Annotated in this window: 17 protein-coding genes; 3 read left to right on the top strand and 14 right to left on the bottom strand. The window is 60.8% G+C overall.

The genetic code is table 11. The features are described from left to right. Positions 1 to 29: 29 nt before the first annotated feature. Positions 30 to 620, top strand: coding sequence for a lysophospholipid acyltransferase family protein (locus tag RF819_RS06440; protein WP_078364216.1), 591 nt, complete (start codon positions 30 to 32; stop codon positions 618 to 620). Here RF819_RS06440 and RF819_RS06445 read toward each other — a convergent pair. The 6 genes from RF819_RS06445 to xylA all read right to left on the bottom strand — a co-directional run bounded on the left by RF819_RS06445 (position 617) and on the right by xylA (position 12,338). Then, on the bottom strand, positions 617 to 3,448 hold the full coding sequence (locus tag RF819_RS06445) for a putative bifunctional diguanylate cyclase/phosphodiesterase (protein WP_158081239.1): 2,832 nt from the start codon (positions 3,446 to 3,448) through the stop codon (positions 617 to 619). The genes RF819_RS06440 and RF819_RS06445 overlap by 4 nt on opposite strands. Positions 3,449 to 3,539: 91 nt before the next feature. Then, positions 3,540 to 6,749 (bottom strand): error-prone DNA polymerase, encoded by a 3,210-nt coding sequence (locus RF819_RS06450; RefSeq protein ID WP_078364218.1) that lies wholly within the window; start codon positions 6,747 to 6,749, stop codon positions 3,540 to 3,542. Between the two features lie 50 nt (positions 6,750 to 6,799). Further along, positions 6,800 to 7,948, bottom strand: coding sequence for a multiple monosaccharide ABC transporter permease (gene mmsB / locus RF819_RS06455; protein WP_200224033.1), 1,149 nt, complete (start codon positions 7,946 to 7,948; stop codon positions 6,800 to 6,802). 56 nt (positions 7,949 to 8,004) lie between these two features. Further along, the gene (locus tag RF819_RS06460; RefSeq protein ID WP_078364219.1) at positions 8,005 to 9,522 is read right to left on the bottom strand and encodes a sugar ABC transporter ATP-binding protein; all 1,518 of its coding nucleotides are present in this window, start codon (positions 9,520 to 9,522) and stop codon (positions 8,005 to 8,007) included. Positions 9,523 to 9,697: 175 nt separating this feature from the next. Further along, positions 9,698 to 10,837: a substrate-binding domain-containing protein gene (locus tag RF819_RS06465; protein ID WP_078364220.1), complete on the bottom strand. Its 1,140-nt coding sequence runs from the start codon at positions 10,835 to 10,837 to the stop codon at positions 9,698 to 9,700. Positions 10,838 to 11,024: 187 nt separating this feature from the next. Continuing rightward, positions 11,025 to 12,338 (bottom strand): xylose isomerase, encoded by a 1,314-nt coding sequence (gene xylA, locus RF819_RS06470; protein ID WP_242472714.1) that lies wholly within the window; start codon positions 12,336 to 12,338, stop codon positions 11,025 to 11,027. A 676-nt stretch (positions 12,339 to 13,014) separates the two neighbouring features. On the opposite strand from xylA, the gene RF819_RS06475 reads away from it, so the two are divergent. After that, positions 13,015 to 14,172, top strand: coding sequence for an ROK family transcriptional regulator (locus RF819_RS06475; RefSeq protein ID WP_078364222.1), 1,158 nt, complete (start codon positions 13,015 to 13,017; stop codon positions 14,170 to 14,172). Between the two features lie 24 nt (positions 14,173 to 14,196). Further along, positions 14,197 to 15,642 (top strand): xylulokinase, encoded by a 1,446-nt coding sequence (gene xylB, locus RF819_RS06480; RefSeq protein WP_078364223.1) that lies wholly within the window; start codon positions 14,197 to 14,199, stop codon positions 15,640 to 15,642. Between the two features lie 86 nt (positions 15,643 to 15,728). On the opposite strand, the gene RF819_RS06485 is transcribed toward xylB, so the two are convergent. The 8 genes from RF819_RS06485 to imuA form a co-directional block, all read right to left on the bottom strand. After that, positions 15,729 to 16,886 carry a Gfo/Idh/MocA family protein gene (locus tag RF819_RS06485; protein WP_078364224.1) on the bottom strand — a complete coding sequence of 386 codons (1,158 nt, stop codon included), beginning with the start codon at positions 16,884 to 16,886 and terminating at the stop codon, positions 15,729 to 15,731. Next, positions 16,883 to 17,890, bottom strand: coding sequence for a sugar phosphate isomerase/epimerase family protein (locus tag RF819_RS06490; RefSeq protein ID WP_078364225.1), 1,008 nt, complete (start codon positions 17,888 to 17,890; stop codon positions 16,883 to 16,885). The genes RF819_RS06485 and RF819_RS06490 overlap by 4 nt, the downstream gene beginning before the upstream one ends. An 80-nt stretch (positions 17,891 to 17,970) precedes the next feature. Next, on the bottom strand, positions 17,971 to 18,933 hold the full coding sequence (locus tag RF819_RS06495) for a substrate-binding domain-containing protein (protein WP_078364226.1): 963 nt from the start codon (positions 18,931 to 18,933) through the stop codon (positions 17,971 to 17,973). Positions 18,934 to 19,000: 67 nt separating this feature from the next. Further along, positions 19,001 to 20,005 (bottom strand): ABC transporter permease, encoded by a 1,005-nt coding sequence (locus RF819_RS06500; protein ID WP_078364227.1) that lies wholly within the window; start codon positions 20,003 to 20,005, stop codon positions 19,001 to 19,003. Next, positions 19,986 to 21,473, bottom strand: a complete 1,488-nt coding sequence (locus RF819_RS06505) for a sugar ABC transporter ATP-binding protein (protein WP_078364228.1) — start codon at positions 21,471 to 21,473, stop codon at positions 19,986 to 19,988. Before RF819_RS06505 ends, RF819_RS06500 begins: the two co-directional genes overlap by 20 nt. Then, on the bottom strand, positions 21,470 to 22,672 hold the full coding sequence (locus tag RF819_RS06510) for an ROK family protein (protein WP_207160717.1): 1,203 nt from the start codon (positions 22,670 to 22,672) through the stop codon (positions 21,470 to 21,472). The genes RF819_RS06505 and RF819_RS06510 overlap by 4 nt, the downstream gene beginning before the upstream one ends. 155 nt (positions 22,673 to 22,827) lie before the next feature. Continuing rightward, on the bottom strand, positions 22,828 to 24,342 hold the full coding sequence (locus RF819_RS06515; protein WP_078364229.1) for a Y-family DNA polymerase: 1,515 nt from the start codon (positions 24,340 to 24,342) through the stop codon (positions 22,828 to 22,830). Continuing rightward, positions 24,311 to 25,135 (bottom strand): translesion DNA synthesis-associated protein ImuA, encoded by an 825-nt coding sequence (imuA, locus tag RF819_RS06520; protein ID WP_078364230.1) that lies wholly within the window; start codon positions 25,133 to 25,135, stop codon positions 24,311 to 24,313. Before imuA ends, RF819_RS06515 begins: the two co-directional genes overlap by 32 nt. Positions 25,136 to 25,220 lie beyond the last annotated feature (85 nt).

The raw sequence follows: 25,220 nt of genomic DNA on the forward strand, positions 1-25,220 counted from the left end.
AAACGCGTCCTGAGCCCAGACCAGCCCGCATGCAACGCACCATCTTCACCACACCGGTGGTCAATGCGCTGTGTCGCTGGCTGTCACTGGGCTACCTCAAGCTGGCAGGCTGGCGGGTGTTGGGCAGCTTGCCCCCCGAGGCGCAGCGCAGTGTGTTCATTGCTGCGCCACACACCAGCAACTGGGACCTGCCCTACACCTTGATGGTGGCCTTTGTCCTGCGACTCAATGTGCACTGGATGGGCAAAGCCAGCATCTTCCGTTTTCCCTTTGGGGGTGTGATGCGCTGGCTGGGTGGCATTTCGGTGGACCGCTCCAAAGCCAACAACCTCGTCGCGGCCTCAGCCAACGCCATCAGCAAGGCACGCGGCGCGCTGCAGCTGATCGTGCCGCCCGAAGGCACACGCAGCAAAACGCGTTACTGGAAAACCGGCTTCTACCACATCGCCCAGACGGCTCAGGTGCCGATCGTGATGGCCTACATGGATTACAGCCGCAAGATCAGCGGGCTGGGTCCCCTGTTTTACCCGACCGGTGATCTGGAAGCCGATATGCGCAGCATCAAGGCGTTTTACGCGCCGTTCAAAGGCAAAAACGCGGCGCAATTCCAGGCCGATTAAGCGGGCGTCCAGGACCGCAGCAGGTCTTCAAACCCGCCAATCGGGAGTGGTCGACCGAACAGATAACCCTGCAGCAGGTCACAGCGGTGCACCGTGCTCAGGAAATAACGCTTGGCCTCGTTCTCCACACCTTCGGCCACCACCTTGAGCTTGAGGCTGTGGGCCAGACCGATGGTGGCAGCGCAGATGGCCACGTTGTTGTTATCTGACTCGATGTTGGCGACAAAGGATCGGTCGATTTTTAACTGGTCCAGCGGCAAACGACTCAGGTAGGCCAAGGACGAATAACCGGTGCCAAAGTCGTCCAGCGAAAAGCCGACACCCTGGCCCTTGAGCTTATTCATCATGCCCACAATCTCATCAATGTTGCCGGCAAAAATACTCTCTGTCAGCTCCAGCTTGAGCAGCTTGGCCTGGGCACCGGTACGCGCCAGCGTGGCCAGAACCTGTTCCGCAAAATCGGTGGCCTTGAACTGCTGGGCGCTGACATTCACCGCCAACACTAAGTCCTTCATCGCGGGCTGCTGGGCCCAGGCCGCCAGCTGCACACAGGCCTGCTCCAGCACCCATTGCCCCAGCGGCAGGATCAGACCGGTGCGCTCGGCATGGGGCACAAAGTCGCCAGGGGGCACCAAACCGCGCTGCGGATGCTGCCAACGCAGCAAGGCTTCTGCCCCCACAATGCGCCCACTGCCGCCCGACACCTGGGGTTGGTAATACAGTTCCAGTTGCCCTGATTGGATCGCCTGGCGCAAATCAACCTCCAACCGGGCATGGGACAGCGCCACCGACTCCATGACCGGGTCAAAAAAGGCAAAGGTGTTGCCCCCGAGGCTTTTGGCCTGGTACATCGCCATGTCGGCTTGTTTGAGCACATCGTCCACCGAGGTCTCCTGCCCGCCAACAAAGGTGACACCCATGCTGGCCGTGCTGTAGAAGTCGGTGTGAGCGAACACATAGGGCTGGGCCAGCGCCTGGAGCAGCTTCTGGCACACCAGCTCCACATCGCCAGCAGCCATTTCCTGGTTGCGCGCCTCCAGCTGCGGCAACACCACCACAAACTCATCACCACCAATACGCGCCACGGTGTCACACTGACGCAGGTTGTCCACCAGCCGGGCCGCCACCCACTGCAACAATTGGTCGCCACTGGCGTGTCCCTGGGTGTCATTGAGGGTCTTGAAGTTGTCCAGATCCAGATAGAGCACCGCACAGCAACCGCCCGAGCGCACGCTGGCTGCGGCGGTTTGCTGCAGGCGGTCACGCAGCAGGGTACGGTTGGGCAGGCCCGTCAGTGGGTCAAAAAACGCCAGTTTCCTGACCTCCTCCTCAGCCTGTTTTTGCGCCGAAATGTCAATGTAATTGCCGATGTAATGGGTCACCACCCCCTGCTCATCTTTGACCGAAGAAATCGACAACCACTGCGGAAAGACCTCGCCGTTTTTGCGGGTGGTCCAGACTTCACCCTGCCACTTCCCGGTCTGCTCGACACAGGCCCACTGGGCTGCGTAAAAGTCGGCGCTCAACCGTTCTGAGCGCAGAATGGCTGCAGGCTGCCCCACAATCTCCTGCGCGCTGTAACCGGTGGACTCGGTCAGTGCCTGGTTGACACGCTGGACAATCCCATGGACATCGGCCACCAAGGTACTCTGCTGTGACTCAAAGGCGGTGGCGGCGATGCGCAATTCAGTGTCGGCTTGTTTGCGTTGTGTGATGTCTCGCCCCACGCCCCGATACCCGACAAATGCACCGGTGGCATCAAACACCGGGGCGCCGCTGACACTGATATACAAGGGGCTTGTTTTGGCGCCCTGGTGCGCCACCTCGAAGCCACGAAACGGCAGATGAGCATCCAGCACTGCCCGATGGGCCTGCCAGTCGCTGGCATTGGGCACGATGGTGGGCACCTCCCAGATCAAACGGCCCAGGAAAACGGTCTGACAAAACACCGGGTCGGCGGCTTCGCGTGCACTGAAGGTCCGCTGGGTGAATCGATGCTGGGCGTCACTTTCCCAGTAGAAGTCGGACGACATTTCGGTCAAGCTGCGAAACCGGGCTTCACTCTCACGCAGCTGCGCTTCGCTGACCGTGAGTTCCCGGGTGCGCTCGGCCACCCGCTGGTCAAGCACCCGGTTGGCCTCCTCCAGCAAAGCTTTCTGGGTGTTCAGGGCGCGCTGACCACGTTGCACCACCGCCACCAGCACAACATACAGCAACACAAACACAGCGGCGATCAAGCCACCAACCCGCCACAGGGAGTGTTCGATGCGCTGAATCAGCCGGGTGACATCCTGGTACTGCTCAAAAACGGCAACCAGCTGCCCGTTGTGCTGAACCGGCACATAACTCGACATCAGATCCACATTGAGCAGCATCCCCTCGGGGCCCGCAAACTGGTCGCTGTGAACCAGTTCGCTGATCACCTGGCCACTGCGGGCCGCCACAAATCCGGCAGACCCGCTTTTGTCTTCACCAATCTGCACGGCTTCGGTTGAAAAAAGCGTCAGGCCCTGGGGGCTGTAAATTTTGACCCTGGCAATGTCAGAACGACGCAGCCAAACCCGGAGCTTGTTTTGCAACTCGGCCACCTCGGGCAAAGTCTGCAGGGCCTGGGCCGGCACCCCGTCTGACATCCGGACCAGACGCTGGATGTCCGGCGCCAGCAAATTCCCCAGCAGATGGGTGGTATTGATGTTGCGCTCAATCGCGGTGCGCTCCATCTGGGCCAGTTCCTGCTGCCGGACCAGGGTTCCCAGCAGGACACCTGCCAACAACAACAGTCCAAAAGACAACAGGGAAAAGTAGCGGGTCAGGGTGAAAGCGCGCATCTCGGTGCTGGCATGATCTTTTTGGGTGACAGAGTGCAGATTACAAGCAATATGCCGGACAAAGCACCCCATTTGCCGAGTATGCCCGGCTTTAATGGAAATCCCGGCTGCTGGTGGGCAATTCGCCCAGCATGGTAGTCAGGTCTCGCAGATGGCCAGCCACCACATGGCAGACCTGGCCACCACTGTCCACGTCGCGTTGCCAGGTACCGTGCACCACCAGCAAGCGGGCATGCAGCAGTTCGCTGCGCTGACGCTCTTTCAAGGCCTTCCAGACAATCACGTTGACAGTGCCGGTTTCGTCCTCCAGCGTGACAAAGGTGACCCCATGGGCTGTGCCCGGGCTTTGCCGCATGGTCACCAGGCCGCAGGTCCGCACCAGGCGACCATGGGGCAAGGCACGCAATTGGCTGGCTGTCAAAAGCTTTAATTTTGATAGCTGCTCCCTCAACAGATATAAGGGGTGAGAGCGCAAAGTGAGCCCAACTGCCGCATAGTCAAAGCGCACCTCTTCGCCTTCGGACGCGGCGGGCAGCACCAGCGGACGTTCATGGACCGGGGCCACACGCAAGAGCTCTGGTGCTCGGTGCAAGGCACTGCTCTCCCAGACCTGCTGGCGGCGGTGGCCTGACAGACTGGCCAAAGCATCGGCGCTGGCCAGGGCGCTGAGTTCGGTTGTATCGAGCCCGGCACGCAAGGCCAGGTCTTCGGTGCTGGTGATTGGCTGGCTGTGACGGGCTTGTGTGATGCGGGTGGCCGCCTGCTGACTCAGACCAGTCACCAGACGCAGCCCCAGACGCACCGCAGGCTGTTGGCGCGGACCGGGTACCGAGTCTGCGGCGCCAGAAGGCGCCAGCACACAGTCCCACTGGCTGAACAGCACATCCACCGGCAACACCGTCACCCCGTGGCGTTGGGCGTCCTGCACCAACTGAGATGGCCCATAAAACCCCATAGGTTGGCTGTTGAGCAAAGCCGTCAGAAAACAGGCGGGTTCATGCTGCTTGAGCCAGCAGCTGGCCCACACCAGCAAAGCAAAGCTGGCGGCATGGCTCTCCGGAAAACCGTATTCACCAAAACCTTCAATCTGTTTGAAGATGTTTTCCGCAAAAGCTTCGTCATACCCGTTGTGCAGCATCTGCTTGACCAGCCGGTCATGGAACTTGTGCACACCGCCCTTGCGCTTCCAGGCGGCCATGGAGCGGCGCAAATCGTCCGCCTCACCGGGTGTGAAATCGGCGGCAATCATGGCAATCTGCATCACCTGCTCCTGAAAAATCGGGATGCCCAAGGTGCGTACCAGTGCAGCCTTGAGTGCCTCGCTCGGGTAGACCACCTGGTCCGGATGCGCCCGCGCCTTCAGGTACGGGTGCACCATGCCGCCCTGGATCGGCCCCGGACGCACGATGGCCACCTCGACCACCAGGTCGTAGAAGCAGCGCGGTTTGAGCCGTGGCAGCATGCTCATCTGGGCGCGGCTCTCGATCTGGAACACCCCCACGGTGTCGGCCCGGCAGATCATGTCAAAGGTGGCATCGTCATGCGACGGGATGTCCTGCATGGCAAACGGTTGACCGCGCCGGGTGCTGACCAGTTCAAGGCAACGGCGGATGGCGCTGAGCATGCCCAGGGCCAGCACATCCACTTTCAGCAGCCCCATAGCGTCCAGGTCGTCCTTGTCCCACTGGACCACCGAGCGATCCGGCATGGCCGCGCTTTCCACCGGCACCAGCCGGGTCAGTAAGCCCTGGGTCAGCACAAAACCGCCGGGATGCTGGCTCAGGTGCCTCGGAAAACCCTGTATCTGCGCACTCAGGTCCAGCCACAGCGCCAGCAACTGCTCTGGCGGCGTGACAAAACCCGGCCCCAGCCGGTCCAGCGCCGCCTGCAGCCGCTCCGACAACACCGTGCGGGAGTACATGCCGGGGTGCTCCCGCGCCAGCGCGGTGATCAGAGCCTCGTCAATACCGAGTGCGCGGCCCACGTCGCGCAGCGCACTGCGCGGCCGGTAGCTGCTCACCACCGCCGTCAGCGCGGCACGCTCGCGCCCGTATTTGCTGTAGATGTACTGGATCACCTCTTCGCGGCGCTTGTGTTCAAAGTCCACATCAATGTCGGGCGGCTCGTGGCGCTCCCGGCTGATAAAACGTTCAAACAAGAGGCTGCTGCGTGCCGGATCCACCTCGGTCACCCCCAGGCAGTAACACACGGCCGAGTTGGCCGCCGAGCCACGCCCTTGGCACAAAATGCCCTGAGACCGGGCAAACGCGACGATGTCGTGCACCGTCAAGAAATACATCTCGTAATGCAGTTCACTGATCAGTGCCAGCTCGTGGTCCAGTTGCTGCTGCACATCGGGGGGCACACCGGCCGGGTAACGCCGGGCGGCACCTTCCCAAGTGAACTGGCGCAGGGTCTGCGCCGGGCTCAGGCCCGGCAACACCGCCTCCAGCGGGTAGTGGTAACGCAGCTCGTCCAACCTGAACGTGCAACGCGCAGCAAGGCTGAGGGTATTGGCCAGCAGCTCACGCGGGTACAGCTGCAGCAGCCGCTCACGGGCCCGCAAATGGTTCTCCGCATTGGGCCTCAAGGTCAAGCCACAGTCGGCCAGCGGCTGGCCCTGGCGCACTGCGGTGACCACGTCCTGCAAAGGCTTGCGTGAACGCACATGCATCAGCACCTCACCCACCGCCACCAGGGGCACACGCGTGAGCCGGGAAAGCTGACTGAGTTTGTGCAACAACACCCCGTCCCGGGTCTGCAGGAGCTGCGTCACGCCGAGCCAGAAATGTGTGCCAAACAGGCCTCTAGCCCTTATACATAAAGCGCTAGACGCTTCCAATGAAATAGCATTTGAGACACACAGAATCATTTCACAGCCACGCAGCTTGGCCCACGCCGGATCTGGCCAGCACACGTGGTACTGGCCCTTGGGCGCACTGCGCCGCGCGTTGGTGATGAATTCACACAGATCACCCCAGGCCGACAGATCACGCGGCAAGGCGATGAGGGTAAAGGACACACCAGGCGACGCGTCACCCAAAGGCACGGTGAAACTCGCACCAGGCAGCAAGCGCAGCCCACACTTCCTGGCCTCCAGGTGGGCCCGCACCACACCGGCCACCGAACACTCGTCGGTGATCGCCAGCGCCGCATAACCCAGCGTGTGGGCGCGTTCAACCAGTTCTTCGGGGTGGGAGGCGCCGCGCTGAAAGCTGAAGTTGCTCAGGCAATACAGCTCGGCATAAGCACCGTCTGAAGGCTGCCGGGCTGCCGCCTGCGCCAGGGCAGGAGAAGACATGAACACCTCACAATACTGTTTTTAAATACAGTATTGTGAGGCTGTTTGGTTCAGGCGGATTTTTTGTTGTTTTGCAGGTCGTACCAGACGGCCAACAGCAAGACCAGGGCCTTGACCACCAGTTGGTATTCCGCACCCATGTTCATGAGTGACATACCGTTGTTGATCACCCCCATCACCAGGCCACCAATGACCGATCCGATGATGGTGCCCACACCGCCGGTGGCACTGGCACCGCCGATGAACACCGAGGAAATCGCATCCAGCTCAAACATGTTGCCTGCCTGCGGCATGGCCTGGTTCATGTAGGCGGTGAAGATCAGGCCGGAGATGGCGGCCATGACGCCCATGATGACAAACACATAAAACTCGACCCGCTCGGCGTTGATGCCCGAGAGTTTGGCCGACTTGGCATTGCCACCAATCGCGTAGATGCTGCGGCCAAACACGGTGTTGTTCATCATGAAGGTGAAGGCAATCACCAGCAAACCGATGATGACAATCACGTTTGGAATACCGCGGTCCATCGAGAACTTGTAGAACAGCCAGAAGATGATGACACTGATGAACAGGTTTTTGACGATGAACAGCGACATCGGCAGCACATCAAAACCCAGACGCGAGCGGGTTCGGCGATTCTGGATGTCCATCACCACCATGATGAGCAGGAACACCACACCCACCACCAGGGCCAGCACCTTGCCATCCATGAAACTCGGTTCGATGAACCCGCTGGCCACTTTCTTGAAGTTGTCGTCCATCAGCCCCACCGGCTTGATGCTGGTGAGCACATAGGTCAAGCCGCGAAAGCCCAGCATACCCGCCAGCGTCACGATGAAAGCGGGCACCTTCAGGTACGCCACCCAATACCCTTGAAAAGCACCAATGGCCGCCCCTGCCAACATACATGCGGCCAGCGACAGCAACATGCTGCCGTTGGTGGCGTTGTAGACGATGGCCGCCATGGCGCCGGTGAAGGCCACCGTGGCCCCGACCGACAAATCGATCTTGCCGGTGATGATGACCAGCACCATGCCGATGGCCAGCACCAGGATGTAGCTGTTCTGAATCACCAGATTGGTGATGTTGCGCGGGGTGAAGTTGACAAAATCTGTCATGAACCCGAAGGCCGTGAAGATGAGCAGCAAAACCATGTACATCGAGAAATGTTTCTGGTTCTGTTTGATGATTTTGAACATGATGGGTTACGTTTGAATGATTTTTATGGGGCGTCCGACGAGTCACTGCTTGGGGTTTAAGCCACCGCCAGTTTCATGATGGCTTCCTGACTGGCCTCTGAGGTTTTGAGCTCCCCCTTGATGCGGCCTTTGTCCATCACATAAACACGGTCGGTCATGCCCAGCACTTCCGGCAACTCCGACGAAATCATGATGATGCTGTTGCCCTTGGCCACAAAGTCATTCATGATTTTGTAGATTTCGTTTTTGGCACCCACATCAATACCGCGTGTGGGCTCGTCGATGATCAGCAGCTTGGGTTGTGCCATCAGACACCTGGCCAGCACCACTTTTTGCTGGTTGCCACCGCTCAAGTTGCCCACGATCTGGTCGATGTTGGGCGTCTTGATGCGCAGCGCGGTCCGGTATTTTTCGCTCTCTTCGATTTCCTTGTACTTGTCGATCAGGCTGAACTTGGACAGCCTGGGCAGCGAGGAATAGGTGCTGTTGTTCTTGATGGTCTGAATCAGGACCAGGCCCAGGTCCTTGCGGTCTTCCGAGACATAAATCATCTGGTGCGCAATCGCCTCCTTGGCGCTTTTGAACGCCACCGAGCGCCCGTCGAACCAGATATCCCCTTCCACATTGGGGCTCAGGGAGCGCCCGAAGATGGTCAACATCAGTTCGGTACGACCCGATCCCACCAGACCTGCTAGCCCGACGATCTCACCATGGCGCACCTCCATCGAGGCGTTGTTGATGATGACGCGGTCACTGAAAATCGGGTGTTTGACGGTCAGATTCGTCAGCTTGAGGATCGGCTCACCAATCTGCGGCACACGCGCCGGGTACATCGAGGTCAGCTCACGCCCGACCATACATTTGACGATGTAGTTGATATCGACCTTGTGGGTCAACAAGTCCACCCGCTCCACGGTCTGGCCGTCGCGGATGATGGTGATTTCATCGGCAATCGCCATCACTTCGTTGAGCTTGTGTGAAATCATGATGATCGTCACACCCTGCTCTTTGAGGCTCAACAACAGTTTCAGCAAATTGCTGCTGTCGTCTTCGTTCAAAGAGGAGGTTGGCTCGTCCAAAATGAGCAGCTTGGCGTTTTTGGACAGGGCTTTGCCAATTTCCAGCAACTGCTGCTTGGCCACCGAGAGTTTGTTGACGGGTGTTGCCAAGTCTTCGTGCACACCCACTTTTTCCATCACCGCCTTGGCGTCGATGTAGGTTTGCTCCCAGTCGATCAACAAGCCTTTTTTGCGCTCATTGCCGAGGAACAGATTCTCGTAAATGGACAGATAAGGTGACAGTGCCAACTCCTGATGGATGATGACAATGCCTTCGTTTTCACTTTCCTTGAGGCTCTTGAACTTGCATTCCTTGCCTTCGTAAAGTACCTGGCCCTCGTAGCTCCCATAGGGGTAGACGCCGCTGAGGACCTTCATCATGGTCGATTTGCCAGCACCGTTTTCACCCACGATGAAGTGGATTTTGGCGCGTGTGACCTGCATGTCCACACAGTCCAGCGCAACCACCGGACCGAAGGTTTTGCGCATGCCCTTGATATCTAAGATCTTGTCCATGGTTATCTTTTGGGTGGTCAGACCGGTGGTCGGAAGAGACAGCACATTTTGACCATGCGCAGTCCGTATCCAACGACCTCATGCGCACATGCAGTTTCTGTCCTCATCAGAGGACCGGCGACTGCGCCTTGTTTGTACAAGACGCAGTCGCGTCTAACCACCCTTCAGTTGGTGACTACTTGGTCCCTTTGGCCACAGCGTCGGCTGTGTAGAAACCACTGTCAACCAGCTCTTTGGTCAGGTTGTCCTTGTTGACGGCCACTGGCTCCAGCAGGAAGGACTTCACAACCTTCTTGCCGGTGTTGTAGGTGGTGGTGTCAACACGGGCTTTCACCGTCAGCGTGGGCTCAGCAGCACCCTTGATGATGCTGTCCACCGCTTCAGCCGTACCCTTGGCCAGCACACGGGTGTCCTTGAAGACGGTCATGGTCTGTTTGCCTTCCATGATCCACTTGGCGGACAACAACTCACCGTCTTGACCGGTGATCACAGGCAAGGTCTTGTATTTGCCATCTTGCTCCAGCGCGCCAATGATGGAACGTGCCAGTGTGTCGTTGGGGGCCAGCACGGCATCGAGCTTGACCGACTTGCAAGCGCCGGACAACAGGGTTTCCATACGTGCCTTGGCCTTGTCGGCCGCCCAGCCTTCGGTGGTGATCTTGGACCAGGTTGCGTCAGCAGAATTGGTAGGTGCCGGGCCGCAAATCTTCAGGGCACCACTGGTCACGAAAGGCTTCAGAACATCCATGGCACCGTCAAAGAAGAAGCGCGCATTGTTGTCGGTGGGTGAACCGGCAAACAAGGTGATGTTTTTGCCCTTGGCGGTATCGAGTGCCAAAGCGTCCTTGATGGCCTGACCTTGCAATTGACCAACCTTGAAATTGTCGAAAGTCAGGTAGTAGTCATACGCATCGGTACCGGTGATCAGACGGTCATACGAGATGACCTGGACACCGGCCTTTTTCGCAGATTCCACGGCCTGGGCGGCAGCTTCGGTCACCGAACCCACCACAATGGCTTTGGCACCTTTGGTGACCATGTCTTCGATCTGTTTGTTTTGTTTGGATTGGTCAGCGTCAGCAAAAGCCACATCCACCTTGTAGCCCATGGCTTCAAGGTCTTTTTTCATGTATTCGGCATCACCGACCCAACGCTCGACGTGTGTTTCGGGAATGGCCAAACCTACCAGGACAGCGGGCGCAGGAGCCGCTGCAGGGGCCGCCGGTGCGGGTGCAGGGGCCTCTTCTTTTTTGCCGCAAGCGGTCAAACCCATAGCGGCAGCAATCAATGTCAAGGTGAAAACACTCTTTCTCATATCAATCTCCTGGTAAATATTTGCACATTCAAAAACACACTTCAAAATGACCGTCTGTTCCTGTCTCCCGTGAGCATCCCCGTGGTTCCGGAAAAACACCGTCACACACGGAAATCACTCACAAGATGACCCATCACACGGGCTGCTGATTAAACACCAATATGTTCAACCAGCAGCCCCGCAAAGATCAAACAAACCGGTTCACCAGATTTTCCAGATACTCTTGCCGTGCCGACACGGGCAACACATCACGGTTGTCCTGCAGCACCTTGTCAGCCAGCGCATCCAGACTGGTTTTGCCGGCCAGCACATCCTGCGCCCACGGCTGGCTCCAGCCCGCGTAACGCTGTGCCACCACCTCTGCCAGACGTCCGTCCTGAATCATTTTTTCAGCAGCCAGCAGGGCCCGGGCACAGACATCCATGCCACCAATGTGACCATGGAACAGATCCGCCGCATCCAGTGACTGGCGACGAACCTTGGCGTCGAAGTTGCAACCGCCGGTCTTGAAACCACCGGCTTGCAAGATGTAGTAGAGGGTTTGTGTCAGCTCAGGCACGTTGTTGGGGAACTGGTCGGTGTCCCAGCCCAACTGCGGGTCACCGCGGTTCATGTCGAGGCTGCCGAAGATGCCCAGCGCCAAAGCGGTGGCCACTTCGTGCTCGAAGCTGTGACCCGCCAAGGTGGCGTGGTTGGCTTCGATGTTGACCTGCACCTCTTTTTCCAGACCGGCACGGGCCAGCAGGCCGTAGACGGTGGCGGTGTCAAAGTCATACTGGTGCTTGGACGGCTCTCTGGGTTTGGGTTCGATCAGGATCGCGCCCTTGAAGCCAATCTTGTGTTTGTACTCCACCACCATGTTCAGGAAACGCGCCATCTGGTCAAACTCATGCGCCATATTGGTGTTGAGCAAGGTCTCGTAACCTTCACGCCCACCCCACAACACATAGTTTTCGCCACCCAGTTTCAGGGTAGCGTCCATCGCGTCGCGCACCTGCGCTGCCGACATGGCAAACACCTCTGGATTGGGGTTGGATGCGGCACCCGCCATGAAACGGCGGTGGCTGAACAGGTTGGCGGTGCCCCAGAGCAATTTCAGCCCGGTGCGCTCCTGGTGTTTCGCCAGAATGTCCACCATGTGCAAGAAGTTGCTGCGGCTCTCTTGGGGAGTGGCGCCCTCGGGTGCCACATCGCGGTCATGGAAGCAGTAGTACGGTGCGCCCAGCTTGCTGAAGAAATCAAACGATTCTTCGGCTTTTTTCTCAGCCAGTTGCAGCGCAGTGCCACCATCAAACCAGGGACGCTCGAAGGTGCTGCCGCCAAACGGGTCAGAGCCGGTCGAACAGAAACTGTGCCAGTAACAGACTGCAAAACGCAGCTGCTCCTTCATGGACTTGCCAAGCACGATCTGCTCTGGGTTGTAGTGACGAAATGCCAGGGGGTTCGTGCTGTCCACACCTTCGTAGCGGATCGGCGCGATGTCTTTGAAATAGCTTGCCAAGTCAGTTCTCCAGAAATTAAACAATGTGCCTGCCGTCTGATGAGCATCTCGTTCAGGCGCGGGTTCCAAAAAGCGGGGTTGTCGTGCGATTGTTCGCTTCGAAAAAAAACTCATCCACACTTGCCAAAAACCCAGGTGTCATCCGCTTTTAGTTCGAACAACGAATTAATTCTATTTTTTTGACCACTGATAAATATAGGTGTAAACCCTAGTACGCGATTTTTTAGAAACAAGAACGCAACACGCTTAATGCCCCTACTTTTAAGCTGTTTTGACACTTTCCTCTCAGATTCCTGCAATCTCGCCGGTGCGAACTGGCGCCATACACGCACATTCAGAAGACCAGAACAAGCATCCACCAACCCCAGGGTAAACCCTGATGTCCTAGCGGGATCAAGATGAAGACAATAGTTTGTCAATCAAACTAATATCACATATTCCAGCCGCAAGCCCTTTGGAGGTGGCCCACCTCCGCAGCTTCCAGCAAACTCTGTCATGTCAACCCTGCAAACTCTGGTCATACCACCACCCAGGATCGGTGGCGCATCACAAGCGCCCAATCCGGCCCGATGCAGCAACCATTGTGGTGCCTTGGTATGACCGTCGTGTGGCATCACAGCGTTGCCTGCAGGCACCCACACCAGCGGGCAAGCCACGTACACCAGGACGGCCTGCCATGAAAACCACCGGCGACCAACAACTCGTCAAACGCATCAACCGCAGCGTGTTGCTCAGACTGCTGCGCATCCAGCCAGGTTTGTCGCGTGCACAACTGGCCCAGGAAAGTGGCCTCACCAAGTCAACCGTCAGCCTGCTGGTGCGTGAGCTGATTGATGAGGCCTGGATCACCGAGAGCGACACCGTGAACGCCAAAGGTGCGGGTCGCCCCTCCACCCCGCTGCAAATTGATGGCCGCACACGTGCCCTGGTCGGTGTCGAAGTGGCGGTCGACGTGTTGCGGGTGGCGTGTGTCAGCCTGGCTGGAAAAATCCTGTGGTCCACCGAGGAGCCCCGGCAGGGTATGGAGCCGGTCGAGGTCTGCCAACAAATCGCCTGCCTGGTCGCCCGCGCGCACGAACTGCTGCTGTCATGGGGCTTGCAATTGACGGGGCTGGGTGTTGGGCTGCCGGGCGCGTTTGACGAAACCACGGGCAAGGTGCACTTTGCGTCCAACCTGGGCTGGTGGAATGTGGACTTCCTGCCTCTTTTCACCGCCGCGCTGAAACAGGTCAAGTTGCCACCGATGCCGGTGTACGTACAAAACGAGGCCGACACGGCCGCGCTGAGTGAATACGAGTTTGTCGAAGGCACCCCGAGCGATTCGCTGATTTTTGTCACCTGCGATGTGGGGGTCGGCGCCGGCATTGTGCTCAATGACCGGCTGTTCACCGGCCAGTACGGCGGTGCCGGTGAAATCGGACACGGCATCCTGCAGATCAACGGCCCCCTGTGCTCCTGTGGGCGCCGGGGGTGTGCGGAGACCTTCTTTGGTGCACGCACCCTGGACAAGCTCACCGACCCCAGCAGTGGCGGAAACTACCTGGGCGTGGTGCTCGCCAACCTGTGGACCACCTTTGACCCCAGTGTGCTGATTGTGGGCGGCCCCTCGTGCGCCAAGTACCCGGGCTTGATCACCCGCGCCCAGGAAACCTTAAAAGCCTATTCGGCCGGTGCCCGCATGCCTGCCCCGCCAGTGCGCCCGGCGCGTTACGGGCTGCTGGCCTCGGCCGTGGGTGCCGCCGCCCTGGTGCTGCACCGTCAACTGCGCCCCATGCAGGCACCCACCGGTTACGCCACCAATCCCGGCGCCCCCGTTTCTGAAGACACCCTTTAACCCAACCCTCCTGGAGAGAATGCCATGTTCCTCGGTATCGATATCGGCACATCAGAAGTCAAGGCCGTGCTGCTTGACACATCCCACCGCGTCGTCGGCTCTGCGGGCTCCGTGCTCACCGTGTCGCGTCCGCATCCGGGCCACAGTGAGCAAAATCCGCACGACTGGTGGAGCGCCACCCAGGCCGCGCTGGGCGAACTGCGGAAAACCCATCCCGCTGAATATGCCGCCGTGCGCGCCATCGGCCTGTCCGGGCAGATGCACGGCGCGGTGTTGCTGGACGCACAAGACCGCGTTCTGCGCCCCGCCATTTTGTGGAATGACACCCGCTGTTCTGAGGAGTGTGTGCAGATGATGGCCGAGTTGCCTGAACTCGCACAACTGGGTGGTAGCCTAGCCATGCCCGGCTTCACCGCCCCCAAATTGCGCTGGGTGGCCCGCCACGAACCCGAGGTGTTCAAACAAGTTGCCAAAGTGCTGTTGCCCAAGGACTACGTGCGCCTGATGCTCACTGGCGACTACGCCACCGACATGTCCGACGCCAGCGGCACCCTGTGGCTGGACGTGCAACAACGCGCCTGGTCCGACAAACTGCTGGCCCTGACCGGCTTTACCCAGGCCCACATGCCGCGTCTGGTGGAAGGAAGCCAGGCCAGTGGCACCCTGACCGCCGAAGTGGCTCAAAGCCTGGGCCTGTCCAAGGACGTGCTGGTGGCCGGTGGTGCAGGCGACAACGCCGCCAGCGCGGTCGGCATGGGTGCCGTCCAGGCTGGGCAAGGCTTTTTGTCATTGGGCACCAGCGGTGTGCTGTTTGTGGTGACCCCGTCTTACCAGCCCAATGCAGCCAGCGCCACCCACGCGTTCTGCCACGCCATACCCGGCCAGTGGCACCAGATGAGTGTGATGCTGTCTGCTGCCAGCGCGCTGCAATGGGTGACCCACCTGCTCGGTGTCGCCAACGAAGGCGCTTTGGCCAACCAGGCCGCCTCTCTGACATTGGCCGAGCGCGCTGCCGCCCCGCTGTTCTTGCCGTACCTGGCCGGTGAACGCACGCCGCACAACGACGCCAATGTGCGCGGCAGTTTCCATGGCCTGAACTTTGAGACCGACGCCACCCGCCTGGGTTATTCGGTGATCGAAGGGGTGACCTTTGGCCTGAACGACGGCCTGGCCGCACTCAAGGCCGCTGGCAGCACGGTGAAACGTTTGTCCCTGGTGGGCGGCGGATCACGCAGCGCCATGTGGGCACAACAACTGGCCTCGGCGCTGGACATCGAGATCGTCACCCACGCCAGCTCCACCGTCGGTGGTGCGCTGGGTGCCGCGCGCCTGGGCTGGCTGGCCACCGGTGCCGACCCACACGCGGTGTGTCTGCCCCCTGCCGTCGAAGCCACCTACACCCCTGACGCCGCTGAGCAAGAGGTGCTGATGCCGCGTTATGCGCAGTTCAGGGCTTTGTACAAACGTTGATCGGCACATCGCCACAAAATTGGCACCAAGCCCAGGTAAATTATGGGCTTGGTGCTATTTTTTTGGAGGCACCCGACAGCCGCTGCTCAGTCACACAGCGTCCATTTGTCTTGCGAGTGGGATGACTGAAGCACCTTGTTGATGAAATACACACCACGCGCGCCGTCTTCCACCCGTGGGTAGTCCGCCGTGGTGGCCTGGCTGCCGTCCAGTCTGGCCCGGATATCCTCGGCCACACCCAGGTAGATATTGGCAAAGGCCTCGATGAACCCTTCCGGGTGCCCGGTCGGCAGCCTGGTGGCCTGGGTAGCAGCAGCGCACAGCCCGACCGAGCCACGTGTCAGCAGACGCGCCGACTCACCCAAAGGCAGGTGCCACAGCTGGCTGGGTTGTTCCTGACGCCAATCCAGAGTGCCGGTGCTGCCAAACACCCGCAGGCGCAAGTCGTTTTCACAGCCCACACAAATTTGGGAAGCCACCAGCACAGCACGCACGCCACCACGCAGGCGCAACAGCAGGTTGACGTCATCGTCCAGCGTGCGCCCGACGCCCAGGGTGCCCAGGTCGGCGCAAATGGCCTCCACCTCCAGCCCGGTCACGCTGGCCAGCAGGTTCTCAGCATGTGAACCAATGTCTCCCAATGCGCCCGCCAGGCCACTTTGGGCCGGGTCGGTGCGCCACAGCGCCTGTTTGTTGCCGGAGGCTTCCACGGCGGTGGCCAGCCAGCCCTGGTGGTACTCCACGATGACCTTGCGCACCGCCCCAATCACACCGCTGCGCACCATCTCGCGCATTTGGCGCACCATCGGGTAACCGGTGTAGTTGTAGGTAACCCCAAACACGGTGTTCTGGCGCGCCACCGCATTCACCAAGGCCTGTGCTTGCTCAGGGGTGTGCACCAACGGTTTGTCACACACCACATTGAACCCGGCGTCTACAAAAGCCTGGGCCACCGGGTAATGCAGGTGATTGGGTGTGACGATGGAGACAAAGTCGATGCGCTCCTCGGGTGGGCGTTTGAGTTCATCAGCCAGCAAGTCTTGCCAGCAGCCGTGGTTGCGATCCTCGGCCAGGAACAGATCGCGGCCCGAGGCACGGGCCTTGTCCGGGTTGCTCGACAAGGCAGCAGCGACCAGTTCAATCTGGCCGTCCAGCGCAGCGGCTTTGCGGTGCACCGCGCCAATAAAAGCATCACGCCCGCCGCCCACCATGGCGTAGCGTAGTTTTCTTGAAGCTGCGCTCATGATCTGTCTTTGGCAAAAACCGCGTCAAACGCCCCGGCTGCGGGTTTGAAGTCCAGCCTTTTGCAGAACGCAGCACTCTCGGTAGCGCCGTGCACCCGGTCCATACGACTGTCTTCCCACTCCACACTCAAGGGGCCGGTGTAGCCAATGTCATTGAGCGCCACGATGATCGATTCAAAGTCCACCATCCCACGTCCGACACTGCGGAAATCCCAGTGGCGCCGGGCGTCCCCAAACGAGGTGTGCCCGCCAAAAACGCCAACCGAACCGTCCCCCCTGCCCCACCAGACATCCTTCATGTGCACGTTGTGGATGCGGTCCGGGAAGGTGCGCAGGAAGCGGACATAGTCCACCCCCTGGTACGCCAGGTGGCTGGGGTCGAAGTTGAAGCCAAAGCGCCGGTGGCCTTGCACCGCCGCCAAGGCGCGCTCGCTGGATGCGATGTCAAAGGCAATTTCGGTAGGGTGCACCTCCAGGGCGAAGTTCACCCCTTCTTTGTCAAACACCTCCAGGATCGGGCCAAAACGCTGGCCAAAGTCGGCAAAACCTTTGTCCCAAAAGGCCTGGGACGTGGGCGGAAAAGCGTACAGGCTGTGCCAGATGGACGAGCCGGTGAAGCAGGTGACGGTTTTGACACCAAAACGGGCCGCAGCACGTGCGGTATCTTGCAACTCGGCAGCGGCACGCTGGCGCACACCTTCGGGCTCACCATCGCCCCAGACATGGGCTGGCAAGATGGCCTGGTGGCGCTCGTCGATCAGGTCACACACCGCCTGCCCCACCAGATGGTTGCCAATGGCCAGACACTGCAGGCCGTGGCTGGCCAACAGGGCACGTTTGTCTTTCACGTAACCGGGCGACGCCAGTGCCTGCTGGACGTTGAAATGGTCGCCCCAGCAGGCCAGCTCCAGCCCGTCGTAGCCCATGCTTTTGGCCAGCGGCGCCAGCTCTTGCAGGGGCAAATCGGCCCACTGGCCGGTAAACAGTGTGACAGGGCGAGCCATGACCAAACCTCCTTATGCTATACAGGATATAGCTGCCAGCCCTCTATTTATAAGGGCTAGCAGCCGTTTTTACTTACAACTCAGAACGGCGAATCCGGGAAGTAGAACTGCGCCGCGTTGTCCTTGGTGATCAGCACCGAGGGGATGATGTAGGTGGCGGGCAGCTTCTCACCCTTCAACCGGGCTTCGGCGGTGAGTTTGATCGCGTCGTAGATGAACTTGGGCGAATACGACACATTGGCCTGGATGCGCGGGTCTTTGCCGTCCATCAGGGTTTTGATCATGCCCTTGGCACCGGCGCCACCAAACACGATTTTGATGTCGGTGCGTTTGGCCTGGTCGATGGCCTTGAGCACACCCACCGCCATGTCGTCATCCGCCGCCCAAACCGCGTCGATCTGTTTGAAGCGGGTCAGGTAGTCCTGCATCACCTTGAACGCGTCGTCGCGGTTCCAGTTGGCGTATTTGGCATCCAGCAGTTTCATGTCAGGGTGGGCCTTGAGCACACTGTTGAACGCGTCCATGCGTTCGTTGTCCAGCGTGGTGGCAATGCCGCGCATCGCCACCAGGTTGCCCTTGCCACCCATGGTTTTGGCCAGGTATTCGGCCGGGATCTTGCCAAACGCGGTGTTGTCACCCGAGATGTAGGCGTCTTGTGCGCTGGTGTCGGTCAGGCCACGGTCGACCACGGTGACGTACACGCCTTTGCCCTTGACCTGGGCCACCGGTTTGGTCAGCGAGGCCGATTCAAACGGGAAGATCACCAGGGCATTGATTTTGTTGACGGTCTGCAGATCCTGCAACTGGTTGGCCTGCTCCGGTGCACCGGAGGCGGTCTTGACGATGACCTGCAGGTCGGGGTGGGCTTTTTCCAGGTCCTTCTTGGCCTGGTTGGCCCAGAACACGATGCCGCCGGTGAAGCCGTGGGTGGCAGCCGGAATGGCCACACCCAACACCACTTTCTCTGCCGCAAAACTCGGCGCACTGGCCAGGGCCGCCAGGGCCACGGCGGTCAAGGCTAATCTACGGGTGATGGTTTTCATGTTGACGATCTCCTGAGGTTGAAAAAAGTAGCGTCCTGCTACCGGGGTTGGAAAAATGGCAAACGGGTCAGCGCCGGCCTCGCTGCGTGAAAGCCACGCCGACGATCACAAAGCCCTGCACCGCCGCGTTGAGGTAGACGCTGATGATGCTGGTCAGATTCAGGATGTTGCTGATCACCGAAAGCAGCACCGCGCCCACCACGGTGCCGGTGATGCTGCCCGCGCCGCCCTTGAACGAGGTGCCGCCGACGATCACCGCCGCAATGGCTTCGAGCTCCCACAACAAGCCGGTGGTGGGGGTGGCCGAGCCCAGGCGCGGCACATACAGCAAGGTGGCAATACCCACACACACGCCCAGCAACACATAGGTCAGGATCTTCACCAGGTCCACATCCACAGCGGCATAACGTGCCACCTGTTCGTTGGAGCCAATCGCCTGCACATAACGGCCAAACGCGGTGCGGTTCAGGATCACCCCGCCGAGCAGCGCCACCACCAGAAACACCAGCACCGGGATCGGAATGCCCAACAGGCTGGCGTAATAGACCGGGCTGTAAACGTCGCTCAAGTCGTTGTCCAGGGTGATCGCACCACCGTTGGAAAAATAGGTCAGGTAAGCGCGGTAAATGCCCAGGGTGCCGAGTGTCACGATGAAGGGCTCGATGTGGCCCTTGGTGATCAGCAGCCCATGCGCCAGGCCAAAGGCCGCGCCCAACAGAATCGCCAGAGCCATGCCAATCACCACCACCATCACCGGCGACAAGCCCATGGGCGCCAGCGCGTTCATCGTCAGGATGATGCTGCCCGCAATCAACGCCGCCATCGAGCCGACCGAGAGATCGATGCCGCCCGAAACGATGACAAAACACATGCCCACCGCAATGATGCCGATGAAGGCGGTGCGGGTCAGCACATTCATGGCGTTGTCTACCGTGGCGAAATTGCTGTTGAGCCAGGTGCCGGCCACACACAGCAGCACCAGGCCAATCACCGGGCCCAGGCCCTGTAAACGGCCCAGCCAGGGGGCGGCGGCCTGCGCTGTGGGCAGCGTTTTAGTGGGTTCCTGTGGCATGGGTGATCAACTCCTGTTCGGTTAATTGGTTTTCTTCAAGCACGGCTTGCAGACGGCCATTGCGCATCACGACCACGCGGTGGCACAGGCCGATCAGCTCCAGCAACTCACTGGAAATGACAATGACGGCCAGACCCTCGCGGGCCAGACGCTGGATCAGCGTGTAGATGTCGCTTTTGGCGCCCACGTCCACACCCCGGGTGGGTTCGTCGAGCACCACCACCTTCGGGTTCGGGTGCAGCACCTTGGCCAGCGCCAGCTTCTGCTGGTTGCCGCCTGACAGCGCAGAAGCCAAGCTGGTCAGGCTGCCGGTGCGGATGCCGTAGTCGTCCACAGCGGTTGTGAGCGCGGCTTTTTCAGCCGTGATGTCCAGCAGCGGGTGGGCGTAACGCTGCAAGGTCATCAACGTCAGGTTCTCACGCAGGCCCAGGTTCACATGCAGGCCTTTGCCCTTGCGGTCTTCACTGAGGTAGGTCAGGCCCTGCTGGGCGGCTGCGCGTGGGCTGCGCAGATCCACCACCCGGCCCTGCAGCTCAATCTGCCCGGCGCTGCGCGGGCGCAGGCCCAGCAGCCCCTCAAACAACTCGGTGCGCCCGGCACCCACCAGCCCGGCAAAACCCAGGATTTCACCCGGATGCACCTCAAAACTCACATCCTCGGCCCAACCCGGCACCGTCAAGCCGGTGACTTTGAGCACCGGCTTGGCCGAGGGCAAATGTGGCGCCTTCGGCGGGTACAGGTTGGCCAGTTCGCGCCCGACCATCAGGCTGGCCATCTGCTGGCGCGTTAATTTGGCTGTGTCTTCGCGGGTCACAAACTGGCCGTCGCGCATCACCACCACCTCGTCGGTCACCTGTTGCACCTCGTCAAGCTTGTGTGAGATATAGACCAGGGTGACACCATCGGCCTTGAGCTGCGCCATCAGCGCAAACAGGCGTTTGGTTTCGCCCGGGGTCAGGGTGGCGGTGGGCTCATCCATGATCAGCAGGCGGGCCCGGCGCAACAGGGCGCGTGCAATCTCCACCAGCTGCTTTTCCGCCACGATCAAGTGACGCACCCGGGTATTGACATCGGCTTGTAAACCGACCTGGGCGATGGCCTGGGCGGCCTCGGCCTGCATGCTGGCCTCATCCAGCAGCCAGCCGCGTTTTTTCTCGTGGCCCAGAAACATGTTCTGGGCAATCGTCAGGTCGTCGGCCAGGCTGAACTCCTGGTGGATCAGCACAATGCCCTGTTCCTCGGCCTGGCGCGAGCTGGCAAACACCATCGGCTGGCCGTTGATGCGCAGGCTGCCGCTGCTGATCGACTCAAAGCCAGACAGGATTTTCATCAGCGTCGACTTGCCAGCGCCGTTCTCACCAATCAGGCCTACGGTGCGCCCGGCCTGCAGTTTGAAACTCACCCCATGCAGCACCTGCACCGGGCCAAATTGTTTGACCACCTGGTCAAACTCGACATCCACACTCATGCGCTTTTCCCCCTGCTTTTGAGCGTCTCCTGCATGGCCAGCACCCCCGCCCCCACCAGACCGGCCTGCTCGGCCAGCGGGGTGTACTGGATCTCCAGATGCCGGGTCGACAAGGCCAGTGAACGCTGGTAAACACTTTGACGCACCGAGGCCAGCAACAGCGGGCCGATGCGGGTGATGCCACCCCCAATGAACACATGTGAGGGGTTGAAAAAATTCACGACGGACGCCAGCATCTGCCCGATCAGGTTGCCGGTGTGCTGGATGATGTGGTTGGCAGCTGCGTCACCGTTGCGGCTGGCCTGGCCAACATCTTCGGGGGTGATGTGCCCTTTTTCGGCAAGACAGACCGCCAACAGCTCACTTTGGCCCGACTGTGCAGCCTCGGTCGCCAAGCGGCTGATGGCCGGGCCAGCGGCCATGGTTTCCACACAGCCCAGGTTGCCGCAGTGGCAACGCGGCCCGGCGGTATCCACACAAATGTGGCCCACATCACCGGCCGAGCCATTGGCCCCCCGGTACACCTCGCCATGGCAGACGATGCCGCAGCCAATGCCGGTGCCCACTTTGATGACCAGAAAATTCTGCAGGCTGCGCTGCAAGCGCCACAACTCACCCAGCGCCATCAGGTTGACGTCGTTGTCCACAAACACCGGGGCGCTGTATTCCTCGCGCAGGTAGTCGCGGATCGAAAAGCCGTCCCAGTTGGGCATCAGCGGTGGATTGACCAGCTGGCCACTCTCAAAGTCGATTGGCCCCGGCACCCCCACACCAATACCGATGACCTGCTTGGCGGTGGCGCCGCACTGGGCCAGCATCTGGCGCATCAGCACCCGCACCCGTGACATCACATCACCTGGGCCGCGCCGCACATCCAGGGGTTCAGCAATCTGGGCCAACACCGTCAAATCGGGTTTCATCACCGCCAGATCCAGGCTGGTGGCGCCCAGGTCGACACACAACAACACACCCAGCCCGCCGCTGAGTTGAAGCGTCTCGGCGCGGCGTCCGCCGTTGGAGTTGAGCAGCCCCACCTCGTCCAGCAGTCCCTGATCGAGCAGGGAGGCCACCAGGCTGTTGGTCTTGCTTTTTGAATAGGCCAGCTGATGCGACAGTTCATACCGAGACACACCCGCCGACCAGAAAATGGTTTGCAGGATGCTGATCTCGTCAACAGACAGTGTGTCCCAGTGTGCCAAAGTTTGTCTCCTATCGGCTCTGGCCCCATTCTTGTGAGGCTCTGATCGATCATAGGATCACCACTTAGGCTAAACAAGGCCTAAGTTAGACCTAAATTTGGCCAAAGATCAAAAACACCCAAACCCGTGGCTGGGGCGAAAGCCTCCCGGCCAAGTCAGCCAAACACCCCATGCAAAAACCAGGCGGGTGCCGCACTGCTGAGCCGCTCGCGGTAGATCCACAACAGGGGTGAGTTGGGACTGCGCGCCACAAAGTAGTCGCGCAAAACAACGGGGCCAGAGGGCGGGGGTGCCTCGCCAGCAGCTTGAGGGTGTGGCCCGGGGTCAGGGCGCTCAGCAGATGGCCCGGTTGGCCGCAACACCGCCCACCAGGCGGCCTCCAACCGCTGCGGCCCCGCCAGCAGGGTCAGCGGCCCCTGGTAATGCGGCTGCTGCTGGACCACCCGCAGTGGCAAGGGCTCAGCCAGCAACCAGGTGGGGTACAGGGCCGTGGCCCACCCCGTTGGCACAGGGGCTCTCTTATCGGCCATGCTTGAGCTATTTTGGCCTCCAGCCCTTGTACCACAAGGGCTGATCGCTATCTTTTCAGAAGTTTTCCTGGGTGCCCGATGCTGGCCCATGATGGCCGCCGATGCATCACCAGCCGCTGGGCGCCAGCGCTGCATCTGTTCGGGCCGGTGGTCGGCTTGCGGCACCAGGCGCAGCACCTGGTGGGCACCGAGTCGCGCACTCAGACGCTCGAGCAGCTGCGCCAGACTGTCGCCCTGGGCTTGGTCTTCAAGCAGCAGGCTGGCGCTTTGCCCCTGCAACGCCTGGGTTTCGAGCGAGCGCAGGCGCAGCGACAACACCGGCGCGGGCAGCGTGAGCTGACCCAGGCGCTCGGCCAGCAGGCGCAGCAGGTGGCTGGTGTCGGCACTGGCCTCGGCGCTGCGCAACACCAATGTCCCCTGTGTCGCCGTGTTGCGGCGCACATCCATCAACCAGCCCAGCTCCACCGCCAGCACACCGCGCTGGCGCAGTTGCAGCCAGACCTGCAGTTGTGCCAACAGGCGGCGCGCGCCAAACAACAAGGCCAGCGCACTGTCCACCGGCTGGGGCAACTCCAGCGCCGCCTCAAACACCTCGGGCAGGCTCAGCCAGGGGTAGACATCCGGACGCAAGCCGTAGGCCTGGTCGAGCGCATCCACCAGCGCCGCACCAAAACGCCGTGCCACACCGGCACGCGGCAAGGCCCGCAACTGGCCCCAGCGGCGGCAACCCAGGCGCGCCAGCGTGGCCAGATGCGGTTGGGCCGCTGCCAGGCTGCTCAGCGGCAACTGGTCGGGCATCAGCGGCGGCTGTGGCGGCTGCTGCGCCCGTGCAAGCGCTACCAAAGATGTATCACCCTGCCCATAGTAGACAAGGGCTACCGGCTTGTTTGACTCACAAATATGACGCAACAGCGCGGCCTGGCCACCCCACAGCCGGGTGCTGGTTGACACCTCCAGCAGCACCGCGCCGCCCAGCACCACCACCTTGGGGGTGAACTGCAGCGCCCACCAGCCCAGGGCGGTGAGTGGGTCGGCCAAGTCAGCCCCCTCAGCCACGGGTGACCCCGCCGTGTCTGGTGACACGGCCGCCACAGGCCGGGCTGCGGACTCAGGCGGCAGCCACAAGGCGATCCAGTGCATAGGCAGGCTCCAGCCAGGGTGTGGGGGTATCCCCGGTGAGGAGCTGCGGGGCAGACACAGCCGACCGGGGTGGTTCAACCCAGCCGGCTGCAGACGCCAGCGGCACAGCGCTGAGCGCCAACACCGCACTCAGCGCCACCGGCCGGGCTGGCAGCTGCAGCACCTCGGCCAGCGGTGGGCCACGCCGTTTGAGGATCTGCACTGCCAAGTCATCGTCCGGGCTTGACGCGGTTGGCGGCCCAGCTGCCGCCCCAAGCAACAGCCGCAACACCGCAGGAGAAGACTCGCCCTGCGCGCTGGCCGGGCGAAACACGCACAACAAACAACGGTGGGCCTGCGCCGCCAGATGCAGGCGCCGCAGATGCTCGGAGCGCACCTGCGCCAACCAGACCAGCAAGGCCGCCACCTCGCTGCAACGCAGCGCCTGCTCGGCCGCCCACAGGCGCTGCGCCACGGTGCCCGCCTGAACCTGGACCAGGCGGCGCAGATCCAGCCCCTGCGCCGCCAGTGCCGGGCCAAACGGCAGATGTGGCGCCCCCACCAGCACCACGCTGCGCTTCAGCGTGGACAAGGCGGGCAGCAGCAGACGCCACTCGGCAGCATCCCCGGGCGCTTGCAGCACCTCACTCAGCGCCCCCAGCGGCCAGCCACCACCGGGCAGCTGGGCGTCCAGCAGCGCATGGCCGCTGGGCAACACACCGCCGTCGGCACTGGCAGCCTCGGCCAGGGCGTCAGCGCGCCACACGGCGTCGCCAAAGCGCTCAAGCAGGGTGGAAACAGAAGACAGGGCCATGGGATATTAGACACCAAATACTGTATGCATGAACAGTATTTTAAGGTGCGTCAACCCTGCTCGCAACCTAGCCACAAACGCCTGG

It is taken from the genome of Rhodoferax fermentans (genome assembly GCF_002017865.1).
Taxonomy (GTDB): domain Bacteria; phylum Pseudomonadota; class Gammaproteobacteria; order Burkholderiales; family Burkholderiaceae_C; genus Rhodoferax; species Rhodoferax fermentans.